Origin of the sequence: Aciditerrimonas ferrireducens (assembly GCF_023130475.1) — a bacterium.
Classification (GTDB): Bacteria; Actinomycetota; Acidimicrobiia; order Acidimicrobiales; family UBA8190; genus Aciditerrimonas; species Aciditerrimonas ferrireducens.
Genome location: NZ_JAKHEX010000001.1, coordinates 176,049 through 187,850 on the forward strand (window position 1 = coordinate 176,049; position 11,802 = coordinate 187,850).

Genomic DNA, 11,802 nt, shown 5'->3' on the forward strand with positions numbered 1-11,802 from the left:
CCCAGCTCGTCTCGCCGGGCCACCACCCGGCGTGCGGTCGGCCAGCTCGCCCGGCCCCGGCGGGCCGGCGGGCTCAGCTGCGGTAGTCGTAGAAGCCCCGCCCGGACTTCCGGCCCAGGAGCTCGGCGGCCACCATGCGACGCAGGAGGGGCACCGGGGCGTAGTTGGGGTCCCGGTGCTCCTGGTAGAGGGCGTCCAGGATGGCCACGGAGGTGTCGAGGCCGACGAGGTCCAAGAGGGCGAAGGGCCCCATGGGGAAGCCGCAGCCGCCCTTCATGGCGGCGTCGATGTCCTCCATGGCGGCCACGCCCTGCTCCAGGAGGCGGACGGCGTTGTTGAGGTAGGGGAAGAGCAGGGCGTTCACGATGAAGCCGGCCCGGTCCTTGACCTCCACGGGCTGCTTCCCGCACGCCTCGGCGAAGGCCTTGGCCGCGGCGATGGTCTCGTCGCTGGCCGTGAGGGGCCGGACCACCTCGACGAGGCTCATGACCGGGGCTGGGTTGAAGAAGTGGATGCCGCAGACTCGATCAGGCCGGCCGGTCTCCATGGCCAGGTCCACCACCGGCAGGGTGGAGGTGTTCGTGGCCAGGATGGCGTCGTCCCGGCAGACCCGGTCGAGCTCGGAGAACAGGTGCTTCTTGACCGCGAGGTCCTCGACCACCGACTCGATGACCAGGTCGCAGTCCCGCAGCGCCCCGAGGTCCGAGACCGCCTGCACCCGGCCGGCGGCCTCGTCCCGGGCCTGCTGGTCGAGCTTGCCCTTGGCGACCTGCCGGTCCAGGGACTTCTCCAGGCCAGCCATCATGGCGTCGGCCGTGGCCTGGGACCGGGACCGCAGGACGACCTCGAAGCCGTGGACGGCGGCTGCTTCGGCGATCCCCGAGCCCATGATGCCCGACCCGACGATCCCCACGCGTTGGATGGCCATGGCCGGCGATGTTACTCAGTGGGCACCGCCTTCGACTGCGTGGGGTGGCACCCCGGGGGAGGGGCGGGTCAGCCGGCCAGTTCCCGCAGGACCCGGCGGGTGCCGAGGGCGGCCGCCCCGAGCCAGGCCCGGGGCGTGGCCCGCCAGGCCCACCAGGCGGCCCGGGCGCTGGCCGGGGCCACCACCAGGGGCCGGTTCCGGGCCACCCCGGCCAGGACGTCGGTCGCCAGGCGGTCGGTGGTGTAGAGGCCGCCGGGCAGCCGCCGGAGGAGGTCCCGGCCGGGTTGCCGGCCGCCCACCGAGGGCAGGCCCGGGTTCACCCGGTCAAGGAGGGGCGTGTCGACGAAGCCCGGGCACACCGCGGTCACCTTCACTCCGTAGGCCGCGGCCTCGGCCCGCAGACTGACGCTCAGGCCGACCACGGCGTGCTTCGTCATGGCGTAGGGGGTCAAGGTGGGCGAGGGCACGAGGCCGGCCAACGACGCCGTGTTGACCAGGTGGCCCGCGCCCTGGCGGACCATGCGGGGGTAGGCGGCCAGGACACCGTTCACCACCCCTTTGAGGTTGACGGCCAGGACCCGGTCCCAGTGGGCCGGGGTCAGCCGGGCGGCGTCCCCGGCGACGGCGATGCCGGCGTTGTTGAAGAGGTAGTCCAGGTGGACCCGCTCCTCGGCGACCTCCTCGACGAGCCGCTCGAAGGCCCCGAGGTCGGTCACGTCGAGCCGCCGGGTCCGCAGCCGCTCGCCGGCACCGGGCCCGTACTCCCGGTCGACCTGCTCGAGGGCGGCCTCGTCGATGTCGGCCACGGTGACCGCTGCGCCCCGCTCGAGGAGGGCGGCGGTGAGGGCCTTGCCGATGCCCGAGGCCCCGCCGGTCACGATGGCGGTGGCGCCCAGGAAAGGATCTGCCGGGGTACGGGCCATGGGGCGCAACAATAGACAGCCACCGGCGAGGGCTCCTCGACGTCCCCGGCCCGGCTCCCCGGTGCCGGCGGCGCAAGGACCTAGAGTGAGCTCGTGCCTGAGGAGCCGGGACTGATCGCCTTGCTGGGCGGGGGCGAATGGCAGGCGGGGTGCGAGCCCGTCGACGAGGCCTTGCTGGCAGCGGCCGGCACCGACCAGGTCACGATCCTGCCCACTGCCGCGGCCTTCGAGCGCCCCGAGCGGGCGGTCGCCCACGCCGAGGCGTACTTCGCCCGTCTTGGTGCCAAGGTTCGTCCCCTCATGGTCCTCCGGCGGGCCGACGCCCAGGACCCGGCGATGGCCGAGGCCATCGGGGCCAGCCGCTTCGTGTACCTCGGGGGCGGCTCGCCGCTGCACCTGCGCTCGGTCCTGAAGGACTCGAAGGTCTGGTCGGCCCTCGTCGAGGCCTGGCAGGCCGGGGCGGTGGTCGCGGGCTCGTCGGCCGGCGCCATGGTCCTGACCGACCCGATGGTGGATCCCCGGGGCGGGGCCCTGACCGTGGGCCTCGGCCTGGTGCGGGGCCTGGCGGTCGTCCCCCACTACGGCCAGGAGAACGCCGAGAAGGTCCACCGGTCGGTGACCCTGGCCGCCGCCGACCTGGCGGTGGTCGGGGTGCCCGAGCGGACCGCCGTCCTCCGGGACCCCTCGGGCAGCTGGCAGGTCCTCGGGGCGGGCAGCGTCCAGGTCTTCGTCGGCGGGGAGCCCGCCGACCTCGACGCCCTGCCCCGGAGCTGAGCGGCGGAGGTCCCGGCGGGGCTCAGTCGGCCCGCTCGGTGATGCGGACCTCCTCGAGGACCACCTGCTCGGTCGGTCGGCCCGAACGGCTGCCGCAGGCGTCGAGGGCCGCCACCGTGTCGCCGCCGGCCACCACCGCCCCGAAGAGCGAGTACTGGGGCGGCAGGCGGGTCCCGTCCGGTCCCGAGACGATGAAGAACTGGCTGCCGTTCGTGTCGGGCCCGGCGTTGGCCATGGCCACCGACCCGACCTGGTACCGCCCCGGCGGGGGCAGCTCGTCGGCGAAGCGGTAGCCCGGCCCGCCGGTGCCGGTGCCGGTGGGGTCCCCGCCCTGGATGACGAAGCCGGGGATGATGCGGTGGAAGACGGTCCAGGGCGATGGTCAGCTCCCCCTTGGAGGTCCGCAGGAGGGCCTGGTAGCGGTGCGAGGGGTCGATGCACATGGGCGGCTCGCCCGAAAAGCTGCGGCGCAGGGGGCTCGAACCGTCGGGGGCGGGGCAGGGCTCGGGCACAAGGGCCTCCTCTCTGGCGGACCCGATCGGAACGGACCCGTCGGGTGGCGTCCGATCGGCCAGCCGGTGGCGGTCACGACGAGCTGATCGTGACCTTCAGCATGCGGTGGATGACGACGGGCGTGCCAGCGTTGGACCCGTCCTTGTTGATGCGCTCGACGACCGACATCCCCGAGGTGACCTTGCCGAGCAGGACGTAGTCGGGGGGCAGGGACTCGCCCTCGGGTCCCGCCACGATGAAGAACTGGCTGCCGTTCGTGCTGGGGTCGGTGTCCCCTTGGGGGCTGGCGTTCGCCATGGCCACCGAGCCCAGGGGGTACTGGTCGGCCGGGTTGGTGGCCGGGGGCGGGCCGTGCTCGGTGAACTCGTAGCCCGGCCCGCCGGTGCCGGTGCCGGTGGGGTCCCCGGTCTGGTCGACGAAGCCCGGGATCACCCGGTGGAAGATGTCGCAGTTGTAGAAGCCGTGGCGGGCCAGGAAGACGAAGTTGTTGACCGCCTCGGGGGCCGCCTTGGGGTCGAGGGTGATGGTGAAGGTGCCCACGTCGGTCGTGACCGTCGCCGTGTAGGTCTTGGCCAGGTCGATGGTCATGGGCGGCGGGGCGCTGTAGGTCGGCTTCGTGAGCGGCGTGTGGGGGTTCGCGGGGCAGCCGGCGGCCACCGCGGCCTTGTTGGCGGCCGCCTGGCGGGCGGCCACCGAGGCGGTCGTGGTGGTTTTGGCCGCTGTCTTCTTGTGGTGGCTCGGGCCTGAGACGGCGTAGACGATGAGGGCCACGAGGGCGGCCACGACCACCAGGCCGATGGAGAACTGCAGGTTCCGCCGCCGGCGACGGCGGCGCTCCAGCTCGGCCAGTCGGGCCTGCTTGGCCGCTCGCTTCCTGGCGCGCTTGGCACTGGGCACGGCCCTGGACGGTAGTCGACGCGAAGGGGCCCGCCGGCTCGGCTCGGGGCCCCCGGTGGGGGCCGCCCGTGCGCGCCCAGGGTCGCCGGCCGCTAGCGTCGAGCGCCGTGGGCCTGGTGGTGCAGAAGTTCGGTGGGACGTCGGTCGGTGACGCCGAGCGCATCCGGGAGGTCGCGGACCATGTCGCCCGGACCCGTCGGCAAGGCAAGGAAGTCGTGGTGGTGGTCTCGGCCATGGGCAAGACCACCGACGACCTCCTGCGGCTCGCCGACGACGTGAGCCCGGTCCAGCCAGCGAGGGAGCTGGACATGCTGCTGACCGCCGGCGAGCGGGTCTCCATGGCCCTGCTCTGCATGGCCCTGGCCGGCCTGGGGGTCGACGCCGTGTCCTTCACCGGCAGCCAGGCCGGCATCATCACCGACACCGACCACACCCGGGCCCGGATCCTCGAGGTCCGGGCGGACCGCCTGCGGGAGGCCCTGGCGGACGGCAAGGTGCCGGTGGTGGCGGGCTTCCAGGGGGTCTCGACGGCGCGGGACGTCACCACGTTGGGGCGGGGCGGCTCGGACACCACGGCCGTGGCCCTGGCGGCGGCCCTCGGCGCGGAGGTCTGCGAGATCTACACGGACGTGACCGGGGTGTTCACCGCCGACCCCCGCGTGGTGCCCACGGCCCGGCGCCTGGCCCGGATCAGCTTCGAGGAGATGCTGGACCTGGCGGCCAGCGGCGGTCGGGTGCTGCAGCTGCGGTCGGTGGAGTTCGCCCGGAACCACGGGGTGCCGCTGCACGTGCGATCGAGCTTCACCTGGGAGCCGGGAACCTGGGTGGTCGAGGAGGATGCCAGCATGGAGAACGCCGTCGTCACCGCCGTCGCCCACGACACCTCGGAAGCGAAGGTGACCGTGACCGGCGTGCCCGACCGCCCAGGCCTGGCCGCCCGCTTGTTCCGGGCCCTGGCCGATCGGTCCATCAACGTCGACATGATCGTGCAGAACGTCTCCCAGCACGGCACGACGGACATCTCCTTCACGGTGCCCAAGGTCGACGTGCCCAGCACCGTGGAGGTGGCCTCGGCCATGGCCCGGGAGATCGGCGCCGGGGAGGTGGCGGCCGACGACGGCATCGCCAAGGTCTCCCTTGTCGGGGCGGGCATGCGGAGCCACCCGGGGGTCTCGGCCACCATGTTCGAGGTCCTGGCCGAGCAGGGCATCAACATCGAGATGATCTCGACCAGCACCATCCGGATCACCTGCGTGGTCCGGGCCGAGCAGGTCGAGCAGGCCGTCCAGGCCCTCCACCGGGCCTTCGGCCTCGACGGCACCGAGCCAGCGGTGGTCGGCGGCCCGTCCCGATAGGGTGACGGCCATGGCGATCCAGGTTGGTCAGCGGATCCCGGACGTCGAGGTCCGGGTCATGGGGGAGAACGGGCCGGAGACGGTGCGGACCGGGCAGGTGCTGGGGCAGGGCAAGGTGGTGCTCTTCGCCGTGCCCGGAGCCTTCACCCCGGGCTGCTCCCGCATCCACCTGCCGGGCTACGTCGAGCAGGCCGACGAGCTGAAGGCCAAGGGGGTCTCGACCATCGCCTGCGTGGCGGTCAACGACCCCTGGGTCATGGACGCCTGGGCCGAGGCCCAAGGGGCCAAGGGCAAGATCCTCATGCTCTCCGACGGCAACGCCGAGTTCACGAAGGCCATGGGCCTGGAGCTCGACGGGGCGGTCGCCGGCCTGGGCCTGCGCTCGCAGCGCTACGCGGCCATCATCGAGGAGGGGGTCCTCACCTCCCTGGACGTCGAGCAGGGGACCGGGGTCGACGTGAGCGCCTGCAGCAACGTGCTGGCCAAGCTCTGAGCGTCAAGGGGCGGGGCTGGCCGCCCCGTAGAATCGACCCGTGCGCGTCGGAGTGGTTGGGGCCACGGGTCAGGTCGGCGGGGTCATGCTGCGGATCCTTGAGGAGCGGCGGTTCCCGGTCGACGAGCTGCGCTGCTTCGCCTCGGCCCGATCTGCGGGGCGTCAGGTCCGCTTCGCCGGTCGGGACGTCCCGGTCGAGGTGGCCGACGAAGCCTCCTATGCGGGGCTCGACGTCGTCCTCATGTCGGCTGGCGCCTCCACCTCCCGGCAGCTGGCCGAGCGGATCGCCGCGCAAGGCCCGGTGGTCATCGACAACTCCTCGGCGTGGCGCATGGACCCCGAGGTGCCCCTGGTGGTGCCGGAGGTCAACGCCGAGGCCCTGGGGTCCCGACCGAAGGGCATCGTGGCCAACCCGAACTGCACCACCATGGTGGCCGTCGTGGCCCTCGCGCCGCTGCACCGGCGAGCCGGTCTGCGCCGTCTGCGGGCCGCCACCTACCAGGCCGTCTCCGGGGCCGGTCGCGCCGGGGTCGACGAGCTGGCCGGGCAGCTGCAGGCCACCGTGGCGGGCGCTGCTGACCTCACGCACGACCCGAAGGCCGTGGCCTATCCGCCGGCCGTGAAGTTCCCCGCGCCGATCGCCCACGACGTCGTGGCCCTGGCCGGTTCCCTCGTGGCCGACGGCTCGGGCGAGACCGACGAGGAGCAGAAGCTGCGCAACGAGAGCCGCAAGATCCTCGGCATCCCGGACCTCGCGGTGTCGGCCACCTGCGTCCGGGTGCCGGTGTTCACCGGCCACTCCTTGGCCCTGTGGGCCGAGTTCGACCAAGACCTGTCCCCCGACGAGGCCGCCGAGCTGCTGGCCAGCGCCCCGGGCTGCCGGGTGGTCGACCTGCCCACCCCACTGGAGGCCACCGGCGGCGACCTGAGCCTGGTCGGGCGGATCCGGCGGGACCCGACGGTGCCCCACGGTCTCACCTTCTTCCTTTCGGGGGACAACCTCCGCAAGGGCGCGGCCCTCAACGCCGTCCAGATCGCCGAATCGTTGGCCTGAGGACCCCGGCACGCTGGGGCCCGGTCGTGGTGCGGGCCGGTCGTCGTGGGCCCCGGTCGGGCGGAGGCCCTGCGGCGCGGTGGATTCAGCTCGGGACGCCTGGGGGCTGGTCGCTTCGGTGAGCAGGACCCAAGGAGGCCACTCGGCGGGCCAGGTTCACGGCGTGGTCCCCGAGGCGCTCGTAGAACCGGGCCACCAAGGCGGCTTCGACGGCCACCGGGATGGGCAGGGAGCCGCTGGCGATCTCCGCGGTCAACAGGACGTGGAGCTCGTCGAGGTCGTCGTCGAGCCGTTCGACCCGCTCGACGGTGGTGGCGTCCCGATCGGCGTAGGCGTCGGCCGTGGCCTGCCACATGCGGCAGGCCACCTCGCCCATCTGCTCGATCATGCCCCGGGCCCGGGGGGTGAGCTCCACCCCGAGTCCCCGGACCGCCCGGCTGGCCACGTGCTCGGCGAGGTCGCCGGAGCGTTCGAGCTCGGGCAGCATGCGGAGAACGGCCACCAGGTAGCGGAGCTCGGCTCGGGAGCCGCTGTGCTCGGCCAGCTCGGCGGCGGTCCGCTCGACCTCCCGGTAGAGCTCGTCGATGGCCGCGTCGTTCGCCGCCAGCGCCCGGGCAGCCTCCCGGTCCCCGGCCAAGAGGGCGTGGGTGGCCCCGGCCAGCGCTTCGCCGACCAGGGCGAAGAGCTGGATGACCCGCCGGTCGATGCTGGCCGTCCCCCCCTCGGGCCCGGCCAGGCGGGGCACGAAGCCCTGGGAGGCCGTCCCACCCTGGCTCACGGCCCCAGGCTACCGGCCCGCCTGGGCCTCCTCGGAGATGTCCAGGAACGCCCCGTCTCGCAGCTCCTTGAAGTGGAGCAGCTCCAGGGGTTCCTGCTCGAGCTCGGCTAGAGGGTCGGCCGGCTGGAGCATCCGGCGGGCGTAGAGCTGGGCGACGAGGGCCTTGCGGGTCCCGCTCCCGGCCCGTCCCTGCAGCTCGAGGGTGGCTTGGGCCACCAAGGCAGCGGTGGCCGCGGTGCGGGCCAGGAGGGTGGCGAGAGGGAACAGGCGGGCCTCGGCCACCGGCCCCTCGAGGCGTCGCCAGGTGGCCAGGGCGGCCTCGGCCCGGGCCAGGCCCTGGGCCAACAGGTCGCGGGCGGGCCGGAGGGCCGGGTCAACCGGCGCCGCCTCCAGGGTCTCGGTCACCCAGGCCAGCAGGGGCCGGTCGGCGTCCTCTCGCTCGATGGCCCGGCGGACGTCCAGGCAGAGGATGTTGTCGGGTCCCTCCCAGACCGGGTTCACCTGGGCGTCCCGCAGGATGCGGGCCAGGGGCCAGTCCTCGATGTAGCCGTTGCCGCCGTGGAGCTCCAGGGCGTCGGAGGCCGCGGTCACCCCGAGGCGTGCCGCCTCGAGCTTCGCCAGGGGGGCGAGCAGGCGCAGTTTCGGGCCGAGGAGGCCGCTGAAGGTCAGGGCCTGGGCGGCCTCGACCGCCACCACCAGCTCGGCCAGCTTGCGCTGCACCAGGGGCTGGTCGACGAGAGCCGCGCCGAAGGCCTCCCGGGCGCTGGTGTAGCAGAGGGCCTCGACCAGGGCCCGCCGGGCGCAGCCGACCCCCATCATGGCGATGGCCAGCCGAGCCCCGTTCGTGAGGCGCATCATCTGGGCCAGGCCCGAGGGTCGCCGGGCCGAGCCCTCGGCCCCGGCGTCACCCGCCTCGGCCCCGGGGACGGGCCCGAGCAGGAAGGCCTCCGCCCCGACCAGCTCGACCTCGCCCGAGGGCACCGCCCGGGTCCCCAGCTTGTCCTTGAGGCGCCGGATCCGAATCCCGTTCGGGGTGCCGTCCAGGCGCTGGCGGAGGACGAGGAAGGGGGCGACCCCCCGGGTGCCGTCAGGCCCGCCGGCCACCTTGGCCAGGGCGATCATGGCCCCCGCCTGGACGTTCGAGACGAACCACTTCACCCCGTCGAGCCGCCAGCCGCCCTGGCCGTCGGGGGTGGCCGTCGTCTCCAGCTCCCCGAGGTCCGACCCGCCGGTCCGCTCGGTGAACATCTGCGCCGCCTCGCCGGAGAAGCCCCCGTGGGGGAACAGCTCGGCCACCCTCGCCCGGACCTCGGGCGGGGCGTAGGCCTCGGCCATGCGCAGGACCATGTCGCCCCCGGTGCCGAGCGCGCAGGTCATGCCGATCTCGGCCTGGTTCAGGAGGTAGGTCCAGGCCGCCGCCAAGGGCTCGGGGTCGACCCCTGCCTGGGCGGCCTCGGCGGCGAAGGCCGGCGAGGTGAAGTTCAGGCGGTGGAGGTCGGCCCGGTTCGCCAGGAAGCTCGGCGGCAGGACCACCTCGCTCACGTCGTGGCCCCAGCGGTCGTAGCGCCGCAGCTGCGGCGGGTTCCGGTCGGTCTCCTCCGCCCGGGCGGCGATCGGGCCGCCCATCAGCCCGCCGAGCTCCCGCAGCCGGGGCTCGGCCCAGGCCAGCTGCGCCGGCTGGAGGTACTGGGCCATGAGGAACTGCAGGGTCGGGTCGCAGTCGTACCAGTTCCGTCCGACCGCGCCCCGGTAGCGCTGGCTGTCGTAGCGCCGGCGACGGGCCTCGGTGCTGAAGGGGGTCCCGCTGGGGCTGGTGGTCGGGTCGTGCATCGCCATACCCTCAATATTACGCTGACGAAGTTCTTTCGACTAGAGCTGTAACACAACGGGCGGGGGGACTGCGCTTGGGACCGGCGTTGTGGAGTTTGTGTGCAACCGCAGGAGCTGGATCGATGACAGCGTCATCGGCGCTGCCCTGGGTGTTGTTGGAACTGTGTGAGGAAGATGGCTCGACCGTGCCGAGGGGCCGACGGAGGTCCGGTGACCGTCGCCTCAGCCCTGTCGGCTTCCGGGCCCACCGGTGACACTGGGGTGACACTGGGCTCTATCGGCAGCCCGTTCTGGCCGATAGAGGCGAGGTGGGCGACGAAGGCCTCGAGGCTGCCCTGGATGCGGCCCGCGAGGGCGACGAGGCAGGCGTCAACGCCCTCTACCAGGCCTTCCAGCCGCCCCTCCTCCGCTACCTGCGCTGGCGGTCCCCTGGGGGTGCCGAGGACCTGGCCCAGGAGACCTGGCTGGCCGTCGCTCGGGGGCTTCCCCGCTTCGAGGGCGGGGTGAGCGAGTTCCGGGCCTGGCTCTTCGCCATCGCCCGCCGGAAGCTCGTGGACGAGCAGCGCGCCGCGCTGCGCCGGCCGCGGAGCGAGCCGTGGCCGGCGCGCGACGAGCCGGGAACCCTGGTGCTCGACCCGGGGCAGGACCCCGGGGACCTGGTGGCCGGGGAGCTCGACGCCCAGCGGGCAGTGGCCGCGCTCACGGAGCACCTGAGCGAGGAGGTTGCGGAGGTGGTGGTGCTGCGGGTGGTGGCCGGGCTGAGCGTGGAGCAAGTGGCCGCCCTGACCGGCCGCTCGCCCGGGGCGATCCGGGTCCTTCAGCACCGGGCCCTGCGGAAGCTCGCCCGGGCCCTCGGGCCGACCGGCTCCCTGGAGGCGCAAGAGGCGTGAGGACGGTAACGCGATGGCCGGCTGGAGCGATCTCCCTGGTGCGATGGCTTTCCCGCCGCTGAACGACGCCACGATCGAGGCCCTGTTGGAGGGCCGGCTGCAACCGGAGGACGCACCGCCGGGCCTCCGACACCTGGCGGCCACGGTCCAAGCGGCCAAGGCCCCGGGACAGGCTGCCGAACTGGCCAGCCAGCACCAGGTGGTCTCGGCCATGGTGGCGACCCTGAAGGCGGCGGGAGGGGCATCGGTCGGCACCCAGGCGGCCAGGACGGCCGCGACGAGCGGGAGGAAGACGATGCTCGGGAAGCTCCTCACCATGAAGGCGGCGGCCGCTGCCCTCGGCACCGCGGTCGTGGCCGGCGGCGCCGCGGCGGCCGCCGGCGCCCTGCCCGGACCCCTGCAGCAGGCGGCGGCCAGCGCCGGCAAGGTGATCGGGCTGAGCTTGCCGAGCGGGACCGGGAGCAGCTCGGGTGGAACCAGCAGCGGATCGGGGACCGAAGGGACCGGACCCACGGGGAGCGGTTCCACAGGGACGGGCAGCAGCAGCGGTACCGGCACGGGATCGGGCGCCACGGGCAGTACCAGCACTGGCGCGACGTCGACGGGCACGACCAGCGGAGCCTCGAGCTCGGGTGGGACTGTCGGCGGCGGTGTGGGTCCGACCATCGGTGGTCCCTCGACCTTTGGCCTGTGCACCGCCTACCTCGCTAGTCACGGGTCCTCGGGCAGCACCGGCTCGTCGGGCAGTGCGAGCTCGTCGACGAGCACGGGGACGAGCGCCGGGGGATCGAGCACGACCAGCACGGGGAGCAGCGAGCCGGTGCCCTTCGCCAACCTGGCGCAGGCGGCCGCCGCCCAGGGCGAGAGCGTGACGGACTACTGCGAGGCCGTCGTGGCCACCCACCCGGGTGAGGACCGTGGGGCCGGCAACGCTGCGTCGAGCGGCCCCTCGACCAGCCATGACCAGGGCCAGTCCTCGGATCGGGGCCAGTCCGGTGGGCACGCAACTGACGGGACCGATCAGGGCCAGCCGGCATCGACGCCTCCTGGCGCTGGCGAGGGTCAGGCGCACGGCAACCAGCCGAACGGCGACGGCCAGCTGAGCCAGAACGCCTCGGCGGGCGCCGGGCAGGGAGCTGACGGGCGAGGTGGTGTGACGACCAGCGGTGGAGCGCCGAGCGGCAATGTGAACGGCGACGGGTCAGCTGGGGGATCGGCTGGCTCGGCGGGCGAGCCGGGGACAAGCGCCCCGGGCTCGGCCGCTCAGTCGGGCCACGGGGCGGGCCAGGGCGACGGCGCCTCGCAGCGCGGGGACCACTGAGCACCGGGTCGGCCCCGGGGGATCGGGGGGCTGGGGGGCCGGGCCG

Annotated in this window: 12 protein-coding genes; 6 read left to right on the top strand and 6 right to left on the bottom strand. The window is 73.8% G+C overall.

What is annotated here, in order from left to right:
* Nucleotides 1-73 precede the first annotated feature (73 nt).
* Together Acit_RS00835 and Acit_RS00840 are read right to left on the bottom strand one after the other, a co-directional pair.
* Nucleotides 74-928: a 3-hydroxyacyl-CoA dehydrogenase family protein gene (locus Acit_RS00835; protein WP_248105039.1), complete on the bottom strand. Its 855-nt coding sequence runs from the start codon at nucleotides 926-928 to the stop codon at nucleotides 74-76.
* Between the two features lie 68 nt (nucleotides 929-996).
* Complete coding sequence (locus Acit_RS00840) at nucleotides 997-1,851, bottom strand: SDR family oxidoreductase (RefSeq protein WP_248105040.1); 855 nt, start codon at nucleotides 1,849-1,851, stop codon at nucleotides 997-999.
* A gap of 93 nt (nucleotides 1,852-1,944) precedes the next feature.
* Here Acit_RS00840 and Acit_RS00845 point away from each other — a divergent pair, with 93 nt between their 5' ends.
* Nucleotides 1,945-2,625 (top strand): Type 1 glutamine amidotransferase-like domain-containing protein, encoded by a 681-nt coding sequence (locus tag Acit_RS00845; RefSeq protein ID WP_248105041.1) that lies wholly within the window; start codon nucleotides 1,945-1,947, stop codon nucleotides 2,623-2,625.
* A 22-nt stretch (nucleotides 2,626-2,647) separates the two neighbouring features.
* Here Acit_RS00845 and Acit_RS00850 read toward each other — a convergent pair whose 3' ends face one another.
* Both Acit_RS00850 and Acit_RS13360 read right to left on the bottom strand, forming a co-directional pair.
* The gene (locus Acit_RS00850; RefSeq protein WP_312709110.1) at nucleotides 2,648-2,980 is read right to left on the bottom strand and encodes a peptidylprolyl isomerase; all 333 of its coding nucleotides are present in this window, start codon (nucleotides 2,978-2,980) and stop codon (nucleotides 2,648-2,650) included.
* 230 nt (nucleotides 2,981-3,210) lie between these two features.
* Nucleotides 3,211-4,035 carry a peptidylprolyl isomerase gene (locus tag Acit_RS13360; RefSeq protein ID WP_248105042.1) on the bottom strand — a complete coding sequence of 275 codons (825 nt, stop codon included), beginning with the start codon at nucleotides 4,033-4,035 and terminating at the stop codon, nucleotides 3,211-3,213.
* A 107-nt stretch (nucleotides 4,036-4,142) separates the two neighbouring features.
* Here Acit_RS13360 and Acit_RS00860 point away from each other — a divergent pair, with 107 nt between their 5' ends.
* Genes Acit_RS00860 through Acit_RS00870 form a run of 3 tightly spaced genes read left to right on the top strand, consistent with a single transcriptional unit; the run spans nucleotide 4,143 to nucleotide 6,937 of the window.
* Nucleotides 4,143-5,390 (top strand): aspartate kinase, encoded by a 1,248-nt coding sequence (locus Acit_RS00860; RefSeq protein ID WP_248105043.1) that lies wholly within the window; start codon nucleotides 4,143-4,145, stop codon nucleotides 5,388-5,390.
* 10 nt (nucleotides 5,391-5,400) lie between these two features.
* Complete coding sequence (locus tag Acit_RS00865) at nucleotides 5,401-5,883, top strand: peroxiredoxin (protein ID WP_248105044.1); 483 nt, start codon at nucleotides 5,401-5,403, stop codon at nucleotides 5,881-5,883.
* Nucleotides 5,884-5,923: 40 nt separating this feature from the next.
* Entirely contained in the window at nucleotides 5,924-6,937 is a 1,014-nt protein-coding gene (locus tag Acit_RS00870; RefSeq protein ID WP_248105045.1) for an aspartate-semialdehyde dehydrogenase, read from the top strand.
* A gap of 85 nt (nucleotides 6,938-7,022) precedes the next feature.
* On the opposite strand, the gene Acit_RS00875 is transcribed toward Acit_RS00870, so the two are convergent.
* Nucleotides 7,023-7,715, bottom strand: coding sequence for a phosphate signaling complex PhoU family protein (locus tag Acit_RS00875; RefSeq protein ID WP_248105046.1), 693 nt, complete (start codon nucleotides 7,713-7,715; stop codon nucleotides 7,023-7,025).
* 9 nt (nucleotides 7,716-7,724) lie between these two features.
* Nucleotides 7,725-9,545: an acyl-CoA dehydrogenase family protein gene (locus Acit_RS00880; protein WP_248105047.1), complete on the bottom strand. Its 1,821-nt coding sequence runs from the start codon at nucleotides 9,543-9,545 to the stop codon at nucleotides 7,725-7,727.
* A gap of 308 nt (nucleotides 9,546-9,853) precedes the next feature.
* On the opposite strand from Acit_RS00880, the gene Acit_RS00885 reads away from it, so the two are divergent.
* Together Acit_RS00885 and Acit_RS00890 are read left to right on the top strand one after the other, a co-directional pair.
* Nucleotides 9,854-10,435, top strand: coding sequence for an RNA polymerase sigma factor (locus Acit_RS00885; protein WP_248105048.1), 582 nt, complete (start codon nucleotides 9,854-9,856; stop codon nucleotides 10,433-10,435).
* A gap of 43 nt (nucleotides 10,436-10,478) precedes the next feature.
* Entirely contained in the window at nucleotides 10,479-11,756 is a 1,278-nt protein-coding gene (locus Acit_RS00890) for a hypothetical protein (protein ID WP_248105049.1), read from the top strand.
* The last annotated feature ends 46 nt before the right edge of the window (nucleotides 11,757-11,802 follow it).